General features: G+C 69.5%; 13 protein-coding genes. 11 read left to right on the forward strand and 2 right to left on the reverse strand.

Features of this window, described 5'->3' with window-relative positions; genetic code table 11:
• The first annotated feature begins 201 nt into the window (after window positions 1-201).
• From AC1PMG_RS03895 to AC1PMG_RS03945, 11 genes are all read left to right on the forward strand, one after another.
• Window positions 202-2,142, forward strand: a complete 1,941-nt coding sequence (locus tag AC1PMG_RS03895) for a M1 family metallopeptidase (protein ID WP_481110727.1) — start codon at window positions 202-204, stop codon at window positions 2,140-2,142.
• 422 nt (window positions 2,143-2,564) lie between these two features.
• Entirely contained in the window at window positions 2,565-2,915 is a 351-nt protein-coding gene (locus AC1PMG_RS03900) for a cupin domain-containing protein (RefSeq protein ID WP_481110728.1), read from the forward strand.
• Between the two features lie 33 nt (window positions 2,916-2,948).
• The gene (locus AC1PMG_RS03905; RefSeq protein ID WP_481110729.1) at window positions 2,949-3,968 is read left to right on the forward strand and encodes an alpha/beta fold hydrolase; all 1,020 of its coding nucleotides are present in this window, start codon (window positions 2,949-2,951) and stop codon (window positions 3,966-3,968) included.
• A complete protein-coding gene (locus AC1PMG_RS03910) occupies window positions 3,965-4,684 on the forward strand; it encodes a hypothetical protein (protein ID WP_017910020.1) in 720 nt (239 codons plus the stop codon). The genes AC1PMG_RS03905 and AC1PMG_RS03910 overlap by 4 nt, the downstream gene beginning before the upstream one ends.
• Before the next feature lie 5 nt (window positions 4,685-4,689).
• Complete coding sequence (locus AC1PMG_RS03915; protein ID WP_481110730.1) at window positions 4,690-5,328, forward strand: HAD family hydrolase; 639 nt, start codon at window positions 4,690-4,692, stop codon at window positions 5,326-5,328.
• A gap of 416 nt (window positions 5,329-5,744) precedes the next feature.
• Window positions 5,745-7,760 (forward strand): methanol/ethanol family PQQ-dependent dehydrogenase, encoded by a 2,016-nt coding sequence (locus tag AC1PMG_RS03920; protein WP_342074502.1) that lies wholly within the window; start codon window positions 5,745-5,747, stop codon window positions 7,758-7,760.
• A gap of 38 nt (window positions 7,761-7,798) precedes the next feature.
• On the forward strand, window positions 7,799-9,505 hold the full coding sequence (locus AC1PMG_RS03925; protein WP_481110731.1) for a quinoprotein dehydrogenase-associated putative ABC transporter substrate-binding protein: 1,707 nt from the start codon (window positions 7,799-7,801) through the stop codon (window positions 9,503-9,505).
• Between the two features lie 77 nt (window positions 9,506-9,582).
• Window positions 9,583-10,158 carry a c-type cytochrome gene (locus tag AC1PMG_RS03930; RefSeq protein WP_481110732.1) on the forward strand — a complete coding sequence of 192 codons (576 nt, stop codon included), beginning with the start codon at window positions 9,583-9,585 and terminating at the stop codon, window positions 10,156-10,158.
• Complete coding sequence (locus tag AC1PMG_RS03935) at window positions 10,155-11,174, forward strand: beta-propeller fold lactonase family protein (RefSeq protein WP_481110733.1); 1,020 nt, start codon at window positions 10,155-10,157, stop codon at window positions 11,172-11,174. The genes AC1PMG_RS03930 and AC1PMG_RS03935 overlap by 4 nt, the downstream gene beginning before the upstream one ends.
• Before the next feature lie 53 nt (window positions 11,175-11,227).
• A complete protein-coding gene (locus tag AC1PMG_RS03940) occupies window positions 11,228-12,337 on the forward strand; it encodes an S-(hydroxymethyl)glutathione dehydrogenase/class III alcohol dehydrogenase (RefSeq protein ID WP_481110734.1) in 1,110 nt (369 codons plus the stop codon).
• Between the two features lie 17 nt (window positions 12,338-12,354).
• Window positions 12,355-14,751: a TonB-dependent receptor gene (locus AC1PMG_RS03945; RefSeq protein WP_481110735.1), complete on the forward strand. Its 2,397-nt coding sequence runs from the start codon at window positions 12,355-12,357 to the stop codon at window positions 14,749-14,751.
• 385 nt (window positions 14,752-15,136) lie between these two features.
• Here the strand turns inward: AC1PMG_RS03945 and AC1PMG_RS03950 are convergent, their stop codons facing one another.
• Together AC1PMG_RS03950 and AC1PMG_RS03955 are read right to left on the reverse strand one after the other, a co-directional pair.
• Window positions 15,137-17,119: a sigma-54-dependent Fis family transcriptional regulator gene (locus AC1PMG_RS03950; protein WP_481110736.1), complete on the reverse strand. Its 1,983-nt coding sequence runs from the start codon at window positions 17,117-17,119 to the stop codon at window positions 15,137-15,139.
• A gap of 310 nt (window positions 17,120-17,429) precedes the next feature.
• The gene (locus tag AC1PMG_RS03955) at window positions 17,430-19,175 is read right to left on the reverse strand and encodes an XVIPCD domain-containing protein (RefSeq protein ID WP_481110737.1); all 1,746 of its coding nucleotides are present in this window, start codon (window positions 19,173-19,175) and stop codon (window positions 17,430-17,432) included.
• Window positions 19,176-19,198: the final 23 nt, after the last annotated feature.

Consider the following 19,198-nt stretch of genomic DNA (forward strand, 5'->3'; position numbering starts at 1 on the left):
GTGGAGCGGGGATTGGGAATTGAAGATTCGGGATTCGTCAGCGCGTCGGCTGTTCGCTGCTGCGAATCCCCAATCCCCAATCCCCAATCCCCGCTTAGATCGTCAGCGCGCGCCGCACGGCCGTTGCCAATCCCCACTCCCGAATCCCCACTCCCAGCCTTCCGGTAAACTTCGGGTTTTCCCGAACCGGTGCTGTCCGCCATGCGTTCCCCGTTCCTGTTGTTGTCCCTGGCCGCGGTGATCGCGTCCGGGTGTTCCCGTGAAGCGTCCGCGCCCGATGCGGCCGCCACTGCCGCCAAGCCGGCGCCCGCCGCGGCCAAGCCTGCCGATCGCAGCCACGACGAGACCTCCTACGCCGAGCCGTCCAAGGTGGTGATCAAGGATCTGGCGCTGGATCTGAAGCTGGATTTCGACAGCAAGCAGATCGGCGGCACTGCCACCTACACGCTGGACTGGAAGGACAAGAGCGCCAAGCAACTGGTGCTGGACACCCGCGATCTGACCATCGAGAAGGTGCAGGCCGACGACGGCAAGGGCCAGCAGGCGCCGCTGCAGTACGCGCTGGCGCCGGCCGACAAGATCTACGGCAGCAAGCTGACCATCGAGGCGCCCACCCAGCCGCAGACGATCAGCATCACCTACCACACCGCGCCGACCGCCTCGGGCCTGCAGTGGCTGGAGCCGTCGATGACCGAGGGCAAGAAGCTGCCCTTCATGTTCAGCCAGTCGCAGGCGATCCACGCGCGTTCGTGGGTGCCGCTGCAGGACACGCCGAGCGTGCGCTTCACCTACAGCGCGCATGTGGTCTCGCGTCCGGACGTGATGGTGCTGATGAGCGCCGACAACGATCCCAAGGCGGTGCGCAACGGCGACTACCGCTTCAAGATGCCGCAGCCGATCCCGTCCTACCTGCTGGCGATCGCCGCCGGCGACCTGGTGTTCAAGCCGATCTCGGCGCGCTCGGGCGTGTGGGCCGAGCCGGCGATGGTCGACAAGGCGGCCAAGGAGTTCGAGGACACCGAGAAGATGATCGTGGCCGCCGAGACGCTGTACGGTCCGTACCGCTGGGGCCGCTACGACATGCTGGTGCTGCCGCCGTCGTTCCCGTTCGGCGGCATGGAGAATCCGCGCCTGACCTTCGCTACCCCGACGGTGATCGTCGGCGACAAGTCGCTGGTGTCGCTGATCGCGCACGAGCTGGCGCATAGCTGGTCCGGCAACCTGGTGACCAACGCCAGCTGGAAGGACATCTGGCTCAACGAGGGCTTCACCACCTACGTGCAGGCGCGCATCACCGAGGCGCTGTACGGCCCCGAAGCGGCGGAGATGGAGCGCGAGATCGACCAGACCGACCTGCTCGCCGAACTGAAGGGCATGAGCCCGGCCGACCAGGCGCTGGCGCTGCCGGCGCTGACCGAGCGCGATCCGGACGAGGCGCTGAGCCAGGTCGCCTACGTCAAGGGCGCATGGTTCCTGCAGTTCCTGGAACAGCGCTTCGGTCGCGACACCTTCGATCCGTTCCTGCGCGGCTGGTTCGACGACCACGCGTTCCAGAGCGCGAATACCGACCAGTTCGTCGAGTACCTGAAGACCCACCTGCTGCCGAAGAAGCCGAATGCGGTGACCGCGCAGGAACTGCATGCGTGGTTGGACGAGCCGGGCATTCCGGCGTTCGCGCAGAAGGCGCGTTCGCGCAACTTCGCCATGGTCGACACCGCGCGCATCGCCTGGGCCGGCAGCGGCACGTTGCCGGGCAAGCAGGTGACCGATGCCTGGAGCACCCAGGAGTGGACGCGCTTCCTCAGCGGCCTGGGCGAGAAGCTGACCCCGGCGCAGCTCAAGCAGCTCGACGACGCCTACCACTTCACCGGCACCGCCAATGGCGAGATCGCCATGCGCTGGTATCCGCTGGCGATTCGCAGCGGATACGTGGACGCGCGCCCGGCCGCCGGCGAGTTCATCGCCCGCGTCGGCCGCCGCAAGCTGATCCTGCCGATCTACGCCGAGCTGGTGAAGACGCCGGACGGGCTGGCCTTCGCCGAAGAGGTGTTCGCCAAGGCCAAGCCCGGCTACCACCCGATCACCACGGTGTCGGTGCAGGACATGCTGGACAAGGCCAAGGCTGGCAGCACCGTGCACTGACGCGCGTCGCCTGCGAAAGACCGCGCACACGGCGCCGGGAGCATTCCCGGCGCCGTGTGCGTTTGTGCGGCCTGCGTGCTGCGACGATCGCGTCGCGCGGGGCGGGTGCGATGGTTGCGGCGGCATGGCCGCGCCTGCGTTGCGGGACGTCGTCATCCGCAGCGTCGCATGCGCCGCCGGCAAGAGGCGCGCGCATGTGCATTGCCGCCTTAACGGATTCCACACGCAGCGCCGTCGATCAGCACGACCCGCTGCCGCGCATTCGCGATATCCTCGGCAGTCCCGATGGTCCTCGGTCCATGCGCGCATGACATCGTCCGCCACCGCCGCCCCGGTCTCCGCTGCAAGCGCCAGTGCCATGGCAGGTCGTTGCCGGCGCCGATGCGAGCCGGTCGGTCTGCGCCTCCCGAGGGGCTGCTGAGATGACCGACGCGCCCATCCTGTCCGGTTCCTTGCTGGACGCATTGCCCGATGCCCGCGGCGGCGAAATCTTCACCGAACTGCTCCGGCGCTCCGGTTGCCGCGTCGAGCGCATCGTCTCGCACGGGCAGACCACGCCGCAGGAGGCGCCCTACCTGCAGGCGCACGACGAGTGGGTGCTGCTGCTGCGCGGTCGCGCGCGGGTGGCGCTGTGCGAGCGCGAGGTCGCGCTGGCGCCGGGCGACCATCTGTTCATTCCGGCCGATACGCCGCATTGGGTGACCTTCACCGATCCCGGGCAGCCGACCGTGTGGCTGGCCCTCCATCTCGGCGAAGCCGACGTGGTGGTGTGAGCGCATGACCGGCCTGCGCGCTCCGGTGTCCCCATGGTGATGGCGACCCTGGTCTTGATGATGCTGTTGCTGCTGGCTGGCGCCCTGGCGTTGCTGGTGTCGCTGCTGTGCGTGGCGCTCGTGGCGATGCCGATCGGGGCGCTGCTGGTGGCGCGCGATCCGTTCCTGCTGGTGCGCCTGGAGAGCCTGCGCCAGCGTCGCGGCAGCGGGCTGCAGCGGCGCCAGTCGCAGGTCGCAGGGCATACCTGGACCTATCTGGTGCGCGCCGCGGCCGATCCCGCGGCGCCGACCCTGTTGCTGGTGCACGGCTTCACCGGCAGCAAGGAGAACTGGCTGCCGCTGGCGCGCGCGCTGGGCACGCGCTATCACCTGGTGATCCCGGATCTGCCCGGCTGGGCCGAGAGCCAGCGCATCGCCGGGCAGGACTACGGCTTCGTGGCGCAGGCCGAGCGCGTGGCCGCGTTCGCCATGCAGTGCGCACGCCGTGCGGGCAGCGAATGCGTGCTGCTCGGGCATTCGATGGGCGGCGGCATCGCGGCGCTGGCCGCGGCGCGCCATCCGGCGGTGTTCGACCGGGTCGGCCTGTTCAACGCCGCCGGCGTACGCTTCGCCGACAACGCATTCGGCCAGGCGGTGCTGGACGGGCACAATCCGTTCGCGGTGCACGATGCGGCATCGTTGCGGCGCTACATCGATACCGTGTTCCTGCTCGAACGCGCCAAGCCGCGCATCCCGCGCTGGGCGGTGCCGGCGGTGGTGGCCTGGCGCCGCCGCGAGGCCGCGTTCGAGCAGCAGGTGCTGGCGCGCATCGGCCGCGGCGAGGAGGCGTTCCTGCCGTTCGAGGAAGCCGCGCGCATCCGCCAGCCGGCGCTGCTGCTGAACTGCGTGCAGGATGCGGTGATCGACGCCAGTGCGCTGGCGCTGTACGCGCAACGCCTGCCGCAGGCGATCCAGGTGCTGCTGGACGGCAGCGGCCACATGTCCATCGTCGAGAAGCCCGCCGAGGTCGCGCAGGCCATCGACACCCTGATCCAACGAGGAACCCCACGATGAAACGCATCCTGCTCGGCGCACTGTGCGCCGTCGCCCTGGCCGCTTGCGGCGATCACGAGGCCGAGCGCAAGGCGCAGGCCGCGGCCGAAGCGCAGGCCAAGGCGCAGGCCGCCGACGACCTGGCCAAGCAGTACGACGCCGCGGTGAAGTCGGGTAACTGGGACCTGGCACGGATCCACGGCGCGGCGCTGCTGCAGCAGTACCCCGGCTCGGACGCGGCCGAACGCATCCAGCCCGGCTACGCCGAGGTCAAGGCCAAGGGCGAGGCGGCGCGCGAACTGCGGCGCATGCAGGCGGCCTGGCAGTACTCGCAGGTGCCGGCCGGCAAGGGCGTGCAGCGCTCGGCGATGCTGTACAGCCGCGACAAGGTCGATGTGGACGGCAGCGGACCCAAGCCGGTGCAACTGGTGTTCCGCGACCATCCGGAATGGAAGCGCAGCGCCTACCTGGTGCTGCAGTCCGGCGATTTCCGCTGCGCCGGCGGCTGCAAGGTGGAACTGAAGGCCGACGACGCGCCGCCGCACGCGGCCGCGGCCTGGCGGCCCAAGACCGACGAGGCCATCGCCATGTTCATCAGCGACGACAAGGCGCTGTGGAAGCTGGCGCGCAAGACCACGGTGCTGCAGATCACCTTCCCGGTGAAGGCCGGCGGCACCCGCACCGCGGTGTTCGAGACCGGCGGCCTGGATGGCGCGCAGATGCCGGGCTGGGATTGAGCGCGATGCACGCCGCCACGCCGCCGCCGGCCGAGGCGCTGTGCCAGGTGCGCCACTGGGTGTTCGACATGGACGGCACCCTGACCCGCGCCGTGCACGATTTCGCGCTGATCCGCCGCGAACTGCAGATCCCGCCGCAGGCCGACATCCTGCAGCATCTGGCGGCGCTGCCGGACGCGCAGCGCGCCAGCAAGCACGCCTGGCTGCTGGAGCACGAGCGCGTGCTGGCCCAGGAGGCCACCGCGGCCAACGGCGCGCCGGCGCTGTTGCGCACCCTGCATGCGGCCGATTGCCGGCTGGCGGTGCTCACCCGCAACGCGCGCGAACTGGCGCAGCTGACCCTGGAAGAGATCGAGGTCGACGACCTGTTCGAGGACGTCACCATCCTCGGCCGCGACGAGGCGCCGCCCAAGCCGCATCCCGGCGGCCTGCTGCAGTTGGCCGAGCACTGGGGCGTGGCGCCGCAGGCGCTGGCGATGGTCGGCGATCACGCCTACGACCTGCAGTGCGGGCGCCACGCTGGTGCGACGACCGTGCTGTTGCATCCGGACAACCCCTGGCCGGCGCTGGCCGACCTGCATTTCGCCGATTGCGCCGCGCTGCTGGCGTGGTGGCAGGACCACGTCGGGCCGCAGTCGCACTGATTGCTGCGCTGCGGCGGCTTGACCGCCGCAGCGCGCCGGACCGCTTCTCCCGTAGCGAGATCGGTCCAGGCGTGCCGGATACGCGCTCCCCGTGGCGCGTCCCACCGTGTGCATGCGTGTGCACCAGCGTGGCAAGCGCATCGATGGCGCAGGGTGTGCCACCGGCACATGTGCTCACACTGCGCCACGCGCGATGCAACCGCTTGGCACAAAGTGTCACGTTCCCGAGACGCGTTCGGCGGCGCTGATGCGCGTCTCCGCGACGACAACCGACGTCGTGATCCGTACGTCAAGGGATGTTGCATCGCAGCGCTGCGATGGCATGGACGTTGCTCGTATACACCCACGCTTCAGGTTCCGTGGCACACGCCGACAGAGGTGACGTGGCGCGGCTCTTCAACGAGGGGAGTAGAACGATGCACAGTCATTCACGTCGTACCCACGCTTGTACGTTGCTCGCGCTGGCCACTGCGTTGGCGCTGGCCGGTTGCAAGAAGCAGGAAGAGGCTCCGGCGCCGGCCGCACCGGCCGCCGCACAGCAGCCGCCGGCCGCCGCGCCGGCCGCGGTCGCCGATACCGACAGCGAGTTCGCCAGCAATGCCGCCAACCCGGACAACTGGGGCGGCATCGGCCGCGACTTCGGCCTGACCCGGCACAGCCCGCTGGCCGAGATCAACCGCGACAACGTCAAGAATCTGAAGATGTCGTGGGAGATGAAGACCGACGCCACCCGCGGCCACGAAGGCCAGCCGCTGGTGGTGGGCGGCACCATGTACATGGTCAGCGCCTATCCGAACAATGTGTTCGCGATCGACCTGTCGCAGGAAGACGGCGGCAAGGTGCTGTGGAAGTACACCCCGCAGCAGGACGAGCGCGCCGTCGCGGTGGCCTGCTGCGACACGGTCAACCGTGGCGCGTCCTACGCCGACGGCAAGGTGGTGTTCGGCAGCCTCAGCGGCGACGTGATCGCGCTCGATGCCAAGACCGGCAAGGAAGTGTGGAAGCAGAAGCTCGCCTATCCCGAGAAGGGCGAGACCATCACCATGGCCCCGATCATCGCCGACGGCAAGGTGGTGGCCGGCATCAGCGGCAACGAGTTCGGCGTGCGCGGGCGCGTCGCCGCGTACGCGCTGGCCGACGGCAAGCAGGCCTGGTCCTGCGAAGCCACCGGCACCGACAAGGACATCTGCCTCGGCCCGGACTTCAACAAGGCCAATCCGCAGCACGGCCAGCTCGGCGACCTCGGCGAGAAGACCTATCCCGACGAAGGCTGGAAGCGTGGCGGCGGCGCGGCCTGGGGCTGGTACAGCTACGACCCGAAACTCAAGCTGGTCTACTACGGCACCGGCAATCCCGGCCTGTGGAGCCCGTCGTACCGCTGCGGCAAAACCACGCAGAAGGAATGCGACAGCGGCGAGTACGACAATAAGTGGTCGATGACCCTGTTCGCGCGCAAGATCGACACCGGCGAAGCGGTGTGGGGCTACCAGAAGACCCCGTTCGACCAGTGGGACTACGACGGCATCAACGAGCCGATCCTGGTCGACCTGACCATCGACGGCAAGCAGGTGCCCTCGGTGGTGCAGTTCGACCGCAACGGCTTTGCCTACGTGCTCGACCGCCGCGACGGCACGCTGCTGCGCGCCAACAAGTTCGTGCCGGCCAACTGGGCCGAGCGCATCGACATGAAGACCGGGCGCCCGGTCAAGGTCGCGGCGCATTCGCCGCTGGAACGCGGCCGCAAGGTCGAGGCGTTCCCGTCGGCGATGGGCGGCAAGGACCAGCAGCCGTGCTCGGTGGATCCGGCCAACTCGGCGGTGTTCTTCTGCGGCACCAACAACTGGCACATGGAGCTCGACCCGCAGGAGCGCGGCAACACCATGATGGGCCTGCCGTACGTGTTCGCCAACGTGATGATGAAGCCGAACGAGCCGGGCGCACTGGGCATCGTCAAGGCGTTCGACGTGGTCGAAGGCAAGTCCAAGTGGGAGATCAAGGAGAAGTTCCCGGTGTGGAGCGGTACCCTGGTCACCGACGGCGGACTGGTGTTCTACGGCACGCTGGACGGCTGGTTCCGCGCCGTGGACAAGGACACCGGCAAGAAGCTGTGGGAGACCAAGCTGCCGTCCGGCATCATCGGCAACCCGATCGCCTACAAGGCCAACGGCCACCAGTACGTGGCGGTGTTCTCGGGCATCGGCGGCTGGATCGGCCTGCCGGTCGCCGCCGGCCTGGATCCGGGCGATCCGTACGGCGCGCTGGGTGCCGCGGGCCTGGCCTTCAGCAACGGCTTCGACAAGATCCCGCTGGGCGGCATGGTGCACACCTTCCGCATCGACGGCGCCGGCAAGACCGTCACGCCCACCACGACCGCCACGGCGGCCGCCGGTGGCGGTGGTAGCGCGGCGGTCGCCGCCAAGACGGTGCGATGAGCCGGCGGCGCCGCGTCCAGGGTGCGAGCGGGTGCCGGATGGCACCCGCCTCGTGGCGTCTGCCTGCGGGCGCGCGCGCCGTGTTGCTGTTGTGCAGCCTCGGACTCGTCGCCGCAGGCTGTACGCGCGAGCCGTCGTCCGCGACGGCTCGCGCTCCTGCTGCCCCGCTCGCCGCTGCGGCACCGGCCTCCGCCGCGCCCGCCGCCACGCTGCCGGCCGATGCGCCGGTGCTGCGGGTCTGCGCCGATCCCGGCAACATGCCGTTGTCCGATCGTGCAGGCGAGGGCTTCCAGAACAAGATCGCCCAGGTGGTGGCCGCGGAGATGGGCCGGCGCCTGGAGTACGAGTGGCGCAGCTACTACCAGCGCGGCCTGGCGCGCAGCACGATCAACGCCGGGCGGTGCGACGTGCTGATGGACATGAACAGCGATTTCGAAATGGGCCTGCCCACGCGCCCGTTGTATCGCTCCACCTATGTGCTGGTCACGCGCAAGGGCCTGGATTTGCGCCCGGCGTCGCTGGACGATCCGGCGCTGAAAAAACTCAAGGTCGGCGTGTTCCAGAGCTCGCCGGCGCGGCAGGCGCTGTTCGACCATGGCGTGCAGGGCGAAGTGCAGTACCTGTTCTACGATTCGGCGAGCGCGCCGCAGGAACATCCCGGCAAGCTCGCCGAGCAGGTCGCCGCCGGCAAGCTCGATGCCGCCGAATCCTGGGGACCGGTGGCCGGCTACTACGCCACGCGCGGCGGCCTCGGCGTGGTCCCGCTGAACGTCATCGACAACGAGGTGCTGGAATATTCGATGGCGTGGGCGGTGTCGCGCAAGAACGCGGCATTGCGCGATGCGCTGAACGCAGCGATGCAGCGCAGCGCCGGCAAGATCGACGCGATCCTGCGCGACTATCACGTGCCGCTGGTGGCCTGCGCCGATTGCATCGTTGCCGGCAACCTGCGCTCGCACGGACCTTATGCGGTGCCCGACGACCAGGATGACACGCCGAGCGCGCAGGCCTCGTCGGACATGCTGGCGCAATTGCAGCTGCGCATCGCCGGTGGCGCCGATCCCAACGAGGAGTTGGCGCACGCGCTGGATGCCGGCGATGGCGTGCGCGTGGCCTGGCTGCTGCGGCATGGCGCCAGCGCCGACAAACCCAACCTGCTCGGCGAGCCGCCGCTGCAGCAGGCGATCCGCAACCAGGCGCCGCTGCTGGTCGGCGAACTGCTGGCCGCTGGCGCCAAGGTCGAAAGCCGCGACAGCAATGGCTGGACGCCGTTGATGAAGGCGGCCTGGTCCAACGACGGCAAGAGCGCCGCGCAATTGCTGGCGCATGGCGCCAAGGTCGAGGCGGTGTCCACCGACGGCTGGACGCCGCTGGACCTGGCGATCTCCTACGCCGACGCCGACCTGGTGCAGGCCTTGCTCGCTGCGGGTGCCAGCGTGCGCCGTGCCAATCCGGCCGGCTTCACCCCGGTGATGTTCGCGGTCGCGCGCAACGACCCGAAGATCCTCGACCTGCTGCTCAAGCGCGGTGCCGAAGCCGACCGTGCCAACCGCGCCGGCGTCACCCCGTTGATGCTGGCCGCCGCCGCCGGGCGCGAGGACAGCGCGCGGCGCCTGCTCGCCGCCGGCGCCAGCGCCGATGCGCGCGACGCCGACGGCAAGACCCCGGCGGCGCTGGCCCAGCAACGCGGCAATGCCGAACTCGCCCACCTGTTGACGGAGGCCCAGCACCGACGCACGCAATGACCGCTTCCTGTCGTCCCGCACATGCCGCTCGCGCGGCCTGCTCTTCCCATCGTGCACTCCGCAAAGGTGTTGTCCCCATGCGTCCTGCTTCCGTCCGTCGTCGCGCCCTCTCCACGCTGCTGCCCGTGTCCCTGTTCGCCTCGCTCCTGTTGCTGGCCGCCTGCGGCAAGCAGGAGACGCCCGCCGCGCCAGCGGCCACACCCGAGCCGGCTGCGGCGCCGGCGCCTGCACCGGCCTCTGCGCCGGCGACGACCGCGCCCGCCGCGGCCCCTGCCGCCGCACCGGCCCCCGCTGCGGCGGTGACGCCGATTCCGAAGGGGCCGCCGGTCAAGGTCACCCCGGAGCTGGTCGCCGAAGGCAAGGCGATCTTCAACTCCGCCGGCTGCACCGCCTGCCACGGCGGCACCGGTGGTGGCGGCATGTGCCCGCCGCTGACCAACGACATCTGGGTGTACGGCAGCGACGACGACACCTTGCGCACGCTGATCACCGAAGGGACGGCCGGCATGACCGCGCATGGCAAGACCCGGATCGGCCACGAGAAGGTGGTCGGGCAGATGCCGCCGTTCGGGCCGGTGCTCAAGCCGGGCGATACCGAGAAGCTGCTGGCCTTCATCCATTCCATCAACAAGACGGCAGGCGCCACGCAATGAGGAACGCGTTGCGCCTGTCCGCCGTCGTCGCGCTGTCGCTGTTCGCTGCTGCGTGCCAGCGCACCGCCGCGCCGACGGCGGGCTCCGATGCCGCGGCGCCCGCGCCGGCGCCTGCGGCCGCGACCGCGGCGCTGGCCTACGTGCCGAACCAGCGCAGCGGCACCATTTCGGTGATCGACACCGGCAGCGACCGTGTGGTGCGCACGCTGTCGGCGCAGGGCCAGCTCGGCAAGCGCCTGCAGCAGGTGGTGCCGGGACCGGTCGGGCATCTGTACGTCATCGACGCGCAGGGCCATCGCCTGCTGGACCTGGATACCGTGCAGGACCGGGTGCTGCGCAGCGTCGACATAGGCGAGAACGCCGAAGGCGTCGCGGCGTCGCCGGACGGCCACCAGCTGGCGGTGTGCGTGGAGGGGCAGAACCAGGTGATGCTGATCGACCCGGCCAGCTTCACCATCGGCGCGCACATCGCCACCCGCGGGCAGGCGCCGGAACACTGCGTCTACACGCCCGATGGCGCGCTGCTGCTGACCAGCAACGAAGGCTCCAACGACCTGGACGTGATCGACCTGAAGGCCGGCGCGTCCACCGGCGTCATCGCCACCAGCGGCCATCCGCGCGGCATGGCGTTCGCGCCCGACGGCAAGACGGTCTATGTGGCGCAGGAAGCGGCCAACGTGGTCGACGTGATCGACCTGGCGGCGCGCACGCGCGTGGCCAGCATTCCGGCCGGGCAGCGCACCGCCGGCATCGCCATCGCCCGCGACGGCAGCCGCGTGTACGCGTCCAATGGCGCCGGCACGGTCAGCGTGATCGATCCGACCGCGCGCCGTGCGTTGGCGGAGATCCCGGTGGGGCAGCGGCCCTGGAATCCGGCGCTGAGCCCGGACGGCAAGAAGCTGTACGTGGCCAATGGCCGTTCCAACAGCGTCAGTGTCATCGACACGGCGGCGATGAAGGAGATCAAGCAGATCGCGGTGGGCGAGCTGCCATGGGGTGTGATCGTGGCGCAGTGAGGTGAGGCGAGCGGCGCTCTCGGGCGCCGCGACGGGAGGCGGGGAGAGCCGGAATGAAGACGCGAGCCGCGGTCGCCTGGGCGGCGAACCAGCCGCTGGCCATCGAGGAAGTGGATCTGCAGCCGCCCAAGGCCGGCGAGGTGCTGGTGCGCATGGTCGCCAGCGGCATCTGCCATGGCGACGACATCGCCCTGTCCGGTGCCGATGCCGATGCGGCATTCCCGGTGATCCTGGGCCAGGAAGGCGCCGGCGTGGTCGAGGAGGTCGGCGTCGGCGTCACCAGCGTGCGCCCTGGCGATCACGTGATCCCGCTGTACATGCCCGAATGCGGCGTGTGCAAGTACTGCCGTTCCAACCGCACCAACCTGTGCCAGGCGATCCGAAGCACCCAGGACCGCGGGCTGATGCCCGACGGCAGCAGCCGCTTCTCGCTGCACGGGCGCCCGCTGCTGCACTACATGGGCACCAGCACCTTCGCCGAGTACACCGTGTTGCCGGAGATCGCGGTGGCCCGGATCCATCCGGCCGCGCCGCTGGACAAGGCCTGCCTGCTCGGCTGCACGGTCACCACCGGCATCGGTGCCGTGCTCAACACCGCGCGGGTGCGTCCGGGCGAGAGCGTGGCGGTGTTCGGGCTCGGCGGCATCGGCCTGTCGGTGGTGCAGGGCGCGGTGATGGCGCGCGCCGAACGCATCATCGTGGTCGACATCAACCGCGAAAAGTTCCCGCTGGCGCGCGCGCTGGGCGCCACCGACTGCCTGGATCCGAAGGATTTCGGCGCGCCGGTGCAGCAGGTCATCGTCGACCTCACCGATGGCGGCGCCGACCACAGCTTCGCCTGCGTCGGCGACGTGCGCGCCATGCGCGCGGCGCTGGAATGCTGCCACAAGGGCTGGGGCGAAAGCATCATCCTCGGCGTGGCGCCGAGCGCGCAGGAGATCAGCACGCGGCCGCTGCAACTGGTGACCGGCCGCGCCTGGCGCGGTAGCGCGTTCGGCGGGGTCAAGGGTCGCAGCGAACTGCCCGCCTATGCTGAGCGCTACCTGGCCGGGGAGATCCGCATCGACGAACTCATCAGCGAAACCCTGCCGCTGGACCACATCAATCGCGGCTTCGAGGCGATGCGCGCCGGCCGCGGCATCAAATCGATCGTTCTCTACTGAGCCCTCAAGGAACCGGCATGACCCACACCCCAGGACCGCATACTCCGCCGCCGAGCCTGCTCGCGCTGGCCGTCGTCACCGCCATCGGCCTGCTCGCCGCACCGGCGCACGCGCAGACCACGGTCAATGCCGACGATGCGCAGATCACCGCGCTGGACCGGGTCGAGGTCACCGCCACGCCGATCCCCGGCACGCTGATCGATGCCGACCTGCTGCCGTACACGGTGCAGACCGCCAATGCCGACGACATCGCACGCAGCCAGGCCGGCAACCTCACCGACTTCCTGCTGCGCGAAATGAACGGCGTGGACACCAACGAAGTGCAGGGCAGCCCGTTCCAGACCGACCTGACCTTCCGCGGTTTCCGCGCTTCGGCCTTGCCCGGCGCCTCGCAGGGCGTGTCGGTGTACCTGGACGGCGTGCGCATGAACGAGCCGTTCGCCGACATCGTCAGCTGGGACATGATGCCGGAGGCGGCGATCCGCAGCGTCGCGCTGATGCCGGGTTCCAACCCACTCTTCGGTCCCAACACGCTGGGCGGCGCGCTGGCCTTCACCACCCAGTCCGGCCTGACCGCGCCGGGCCTGCGCGCCGATCTGTCGGTGGGCAGCGGCGCGCGCAAGCGCCTGGACGCGTCCTACGGCTACGCCGGTGCCGACGGCCTGCATGCCTTCGTCGCGGCCACCGGTTTCGACGAGAACGGCTGGCGCGACGCCTCCGCCGGCCGCCTGGGCACCGTGTTCGGCAAGTTCGGTCGGCAGGGCGAGCGCACCGACTGGGACGTGTCGCTGCTGCACGGGCGCAGCCGCCTGGTCGGCAATGGCCTGCTGCCGAGCTATCGCTATACCGACGAGGGCACCGAGCCGGGGCTGTACGAGGCCGACCGCGCCGCGGTCTACACCTCGCCGGACCTGACCCGCAACCGCAACACGCTGCTCACCGGGCAGTTCGACCATCGCTTCGACGAACGCACCGCGCTGCATCTGCTCGCCTACTACCGCCAGGGGCGACGCGACACCGTCAACGGCGACATCAACGACGACTACGAGGAGTTCGTCGACGATTGCGCCGACGGCTACGCCGCCGACGGCACGCCGCTGGACGCCGGCTGCACGGTGTCGCGCGCCGATGCCGACGCGCTGCACAGCGGCGTGCTCAACACCACGCAGATGCGCCAGCATGCCGAGGGCGTGGCACTGAACCTCAGCCACCAGGCCGGCGCGCACACGCTGAGCATCGGCGCCACCTATGACCGCAACCGCGTGCGCTACCGCCAGTACGAACAGGAGGCGTTCGTGCAGGACGACCGCTCGGTGGTCGCCGATCCGGACGAGGAGCGCGCGTTCTTCTCCGGCGTCGACGGGCGCAGCAGCACGCTTGGCCTGTTCGCCGCCGATACCTGGGAACTGAGCGAGGCCACCCACCTCAATGCCGCGCTGCGCTGGAACCGCGTCGCCGTCGCTAACACCCTGTCCACCGCCGACGACGGCGTGCTGCCGCGCGAGCGCTTCGTGTTCGCCAAGGCCAACCCGTCGCTGGGCATCACCCAGCGCCTCGGCGGCGGCTTCACCGCGTTCGCCTCGGCCTCGCAGAACAGCCGCGCGCCGACCGCGATCGAACTCGGCTGCGCCGACCCGGAACAGCCGTGCCGGTTGCCGACCGGGCTGCAGGCCGACCCGCGCCTGGAGCAGATCGTCTCGCGCACCTACGAGCTCGGCCTGCGCTGGAACCCGACGCCGGCGCAGACGCTGAACGCTTCGCTGTACCGCGCCGACAATCGCGACGACATCCTGTTCCTGCGCGCACCCAATTCCCAGCAGGGCTATTTCGACAACGTCGACCGCACCCGCTATCAGGGCGCCGACTTCAGCTACCGCGGCAGCCACGGCGCGCTGCGCTGGTTCGCCGGCTACAGCTACCTGGACGCCACCTACCGCAGCGCCGGCGAACTGCTCTCCGGCGAGCGCACGGTGACCCTGCGGCCGGGCACGCGCATCGCCGGCCTGCCGCGCAACACGCTGAAGCTGGGCGTGGACTGGCAGGCGCTGGCGCAGCTGACGCTGGGTGCTGACTTGCGCGCGGTGTCGCGGCGCGTGGCCAGCGGCAACGAGGACGGCTTGGTCGCGGACCCCGAGGAAGGCGAGGCGCCGGCGCGCCACGACCTGTCCACCGGCGGCTATGCCTTGCTCGACCTGCATGGCACCTGGGAACTCGCCGACGGCCTGTCGTTGTACCTGCGGGTCAACAACGTGTTCGACCGCCGCTACGAGACGTATGCGGCGATTGCCGAGGACCTGTTCCCGGGCGGCGCCCTGGCGCGCCCGCAGGACGCTGCGGTCGAGGACGGCCCCTCGCGCTTCGTCGCCCCCGGCGCCCCGCGGCAATACCAGGTCGGTTTGCGCTGGCGCTTCTAGAGGGCGGCTTGGGGTTTGTGTGGTGGCACCGATCGGCGCGTGCCATCCGCCGTGTCCGCACGACTGCAGGCCAGTCGGCGCGGGTGACGGTCGCGGCTGAAGCCGCTCCTACCTGGTTGCGCGTGGTCACCGGTGTAGCGCTTCCTGCAGGAGCGGCTTCAGCCGCGACCTCGGACGGAACCTCTCTGGCTCCGACAGCAGTCGGGACTGTTGTCTTAGGAGCGGCTTCAGCCGCGACATCGAAGCCAGGCATCCTCCAGCCGCCTCAACGGTCGGGACGCGAATACCCGACAACACTCGCGCCGCTACCGAATGGCAAGACGCGATAGGCGAGGCTTCATTCGCGACGCGCAGCAACCCCATTGAATCGCGATGCATCCTCCACTCAAGCCGTCGCCAACCCGTGCTTGCGCAGCTTGCGATACAGGGTGTTGCGGCTGATGCCCAGCGCATCGGCGGTGCGGCTGACGTTCCAGCGGTGACGCTCGAGCTGCTGCTGCAGCACGCTGCGCTCGGCACTGTCCAGGGCGACGCGGCCGGGGATGCCGTCGCCGGCATGCGCATCGTCGCCGAGCAGACACGGGCCGCTGTCGGCATCGACGATTTCCTGCGGCAGGTTGGGGATGCGGATGACGCCATCGGCGCACAGCACCGCCGCGGTACGCAGCACGTTGCGCAGCTGCCGCAGGTTGCCGGGCCAGGCATAGCTGAGCAGCTTGTGCAGGGCGTCCTCGCTGATGCGCACCGGTTGTTCGCCGCTCTCCTCGCGCAGCAGGGTGCGGATCAGTTCGGCCTTGTCGCTGCGCTCGCGCAGCGGCGGCAGGTGCAGCACCACGCCGTTGAGGCGGTAGTACAGATCCTCGCGGAAGCCGCCGCTGCCGACCATCTGCGCCAGGTCGCGGTGGCTGGCGCTGATCACGTGCAGTTCCAGCGGCACGGCGCGGTCGCTGCCCAGCGGGGTCACGCTCTGTTCCTCCAGCACGCGCAGCAGGCGCGTCTGCAGCGGCAGCGGCATGTCGCCGATCTCGTCCAGGAACAGGGTGCCGCCGCTGGCCTGCAGCAGCTTGCCGTGGCGTCCTTCGCGCGCGGCATCGGTGAAGGCGCCGCGCGCATAGCCGAACAGCTCGCTCTCGATCAGCGCTTCCGGGATCGCCGCACAGTTCACCGCCACGAACGGCCGGTCGGCCCAGGGCGAGCTGCGGTGCACCGCCTTGGCGAACTCTTCCTTGCCGGTGCCGGTGGCGCCGCACAGCAGGATCGACACGCGGTGCTTGGCCAGCTTCAGCGCATTGTCCAGGTTGTGCAGCATGCGCGGATCGGAACCGACATGGTCGTTGGCGCGCGCGGCCTGGCCGTCCTCGCCCGCGGCGCGCGTTCGGCCGGCAGCGCTGCGCGCACGCGGCGGCTGCGCCAGGGCGAAGAAGCGGCGGCCGTGGCAGGCGCAGCGGATCGACCACAACGTGCTGGCGTCGTTGCGCGCGCGCTGCTCCAGCGTGTCGAAATCCAGCTGCATCACCTGGGCGATGTCGCGCCCGACCAGCGGCGAACGGTCGGGCTTGCCGAGCTGTTCCAGCGTGGCCTCGTTGACCGCCAGCACGCGGCCGTCGCCGCCGACCGCGATCAGCGCCTCGTGCAGCAGCCCGGCGAACTCGGGGCGGCTGTGGAAGCGCAGGATCCACGCATGCCGGTACTGCTCCAGGAAATACGCGCGGGCGATCTGCGCCGCCGACATGCGCACCAGCGCGCCGGTATGGCGCTGCACCAGCTTGGTGTCGCGTGCGTCGGGCGTGGAGGCGTCCAGCACCGCCAGCAGATGGCCTTGCGGATCCAGGATCGGCGCGCCGCTGCAGGACAACGGCAGGTGCCGCTCCAGGTAGTGTTCGCCGCGGTGCACGCTCAGCGCACTGCCCTCCACCGCGCAGGTGCCGATGCCGTTGGTGCCTTGGTAGCGCTCGGCCCAACTGGCGCCACAGAACAGCCCGGTTTCGCGGAACGCACGCAGCAGCGCCGGATCCTGCACGCTGTGCAGGACCGTGGCCTCGGTGTCGGCGAACACCACCGCGTAGCTGCCGCCGGCGATCTGTTCGTAGAGATTTTCCATCTCCACCCTGGCGATGCGCAGCAGCGCCTCCAGCCGCTGCTGGCGTTCGCGCAACTCACCGTCGTCGTGGACCATCGGCGAGGGATGGGTGTCCGGAGCCAGGCCGTACTCGTCGAGGCAGCGCCGCCACGAGCGTGCAAGCGCCGGCGGCAAGGACTCGATCTGGCGGAAATGGCGCATGCGCGCCAGTGGCGCGCAGTCGGCCTCGGCGGCGGATGGTGCGACGACCTTGGCTTGCGCGAGGCTGGCGACAGTCGACTCGGACATGGGCGCGCTCTCGTCCCCCCAGGGGGCCCCTGGCGCAAGTGACGCACAAACCAGGCCTGGGCTCAACCCGCAGTGCAGCAAAGCGATGGCGTTGCCCGCCGTCGATCCACCGGTCGCGCCGGGAGCCTCGCTCCATCATGACGGTCAGTGGCCGTGCAGGACGCGTCGCGCTCCGGCAGCGCCATGTCGTAGTGCATCCGCATCCACCGTCGGGTGCGGGAACGGGGACGGGGCGAATCGAGTGCCTGTCATACCGCCTGCTACGCAGACGGCGCGATGCGCGCTGCCGCATGCGCCTGGCCGAAGGTGGTTATGCCAGTGCCGGACCGTTGCGGCTCGGTGCGTCCCGCTCGCGCGCCAATTCCTGCTGTTGCGTGAGTTGCCGTTCGCGGTCGATCGCCTGGTTCGCGGCCTGCAGTCGCTGGTCGGACTGTTCCACCGGAGTGGCGAGCGCCACTTGCACATCCACGCTGGCGCGCTTTTGCGCTGGGTCGCGCTGTTCACCTTCGACCACCACCAGATGGCCCTTCTCGGTGAGCGCCACGCGATCGGCCCGTTCCAGTGCGTTCGACGCCAGCGGCGCGTTGCCGGGGCCGCCATTGTCCCGGCAAGCGGCCAGCGCAGCACTGCTCAGGCGTTCGCTGGCCGCATCGTACGGTTTGCCCAGATCCTGGTCGATCCTTCTGACGCCCTCGCGGATCTGCTCGAGCAGCGCATGATTCGGGTGGCTGGCGTCGTTCGGGCCGGGCGCCGACGCCGGAGCGCGATCCGGCGCAGGCGTTTGCGGTTGCTGCTGCTCGCTGCGTTCGCGCAACTGCGCCGGGGTCGGTACGTGCAGCAGCGTTTCGCTCTTGCCGTCTTTGCGCAGTTGAAGATCCACGCTCTGATCGGCATTGCCGACGCGCTTGACCTCGTCGCGCTGCACCGCGCTCCACTTGCCGCCGACGAAGGCGGTACCGTGACCGTTCCCATCGAAGACGACCACATCGTTGTCCGCGCCGAACAGGCTCGACGACTGCGCGACCGTCTTGCCGTTCCGGCCTTTGAGGTTGTAGCCGAACGCACTGTCCTGGTCGAGGGCGCTGATCAGTTTTGGCGACTGGCCGTTCTGCAGGAACAGAGTCTTGGTCGCGTTGTACTGATGCAGCGCATCCGCGTGGGCGGTATCGCCCTTCAGGTCGACCGGGCTGCGCAATGGGTCGGCGGAGACCGCCGCAAAAGCATCATGCAGAGGATTTCCAGGCTGCGCCGCACGGAGCTTGTTGAACACCTCGGTACCTGCGAGCGCGTGGTGGACGCCGCTCTCAATGTAGTCGGGCACCACCTCGCCTTTCTTGTTGGTCTTGTTCGGCAGCAGCGCGTCGACCTTGTTCACCACGTCCTCGACGCTGCCGAGGCTGCCGTCGTTGATACCCTTGAGGATCTTCGGATACTGACTCTTGCCGGCCTGGTTCTCCAGCTTCATCAGCACGGTGGCGTACTTGGCCTGGTCGTCCAGGCTCGCGTTCTTGTACAACTCCGTCTGGCGCAATTGGTGCAGCGCGCCGCCAGGGTCCTTCTTGCCGTCGCCTTCGCGCATCAGATGGTCGATCTGTGTGCGGTCGCGATCGTGTACGAATTGCACGCCTGCATCGGAGGCCAGGAAGGTATTGAGGTTCTTGAGGACGGTTGCATCGGGTGCGCGGCCGTTGTCCGCGCGGATGGCATCGCCATTGCGCTGCAGATCGGAGATCGTCTGTGTTCTTTGGTTTTCCGACAGCGCCAGGCTCGGAGTCTGGCGGGCGGCCCATGTCTGGTAGGCATCCACCAGCGTCGGGACGACGTCCGGATGTGCGCCCAGGTCGGTCTGCAGCGTGCCGATGCTGAAGCCGCTGTTGGCCACCGGCTTGAGCGTGTTGCCCTCGACCGATCCGGCGAACGACAGGTGATAGGCCACATTCTTGGGGCCCAGGCTGCCTTCCGAGGCCACGCCGATGGCGAAGTAGCCCAAGGTCTTGAGTTGCGCGTCGGTGAGTTGCGGCGTTGCCGCGGTGGGGGCGGTGTTTGGATCGGACATGTCGCTGTTCCCCGATGGTGTGT

This window comes from Xanthomonas sp. NCPPB 2250 (assembly GCF_056725265.1).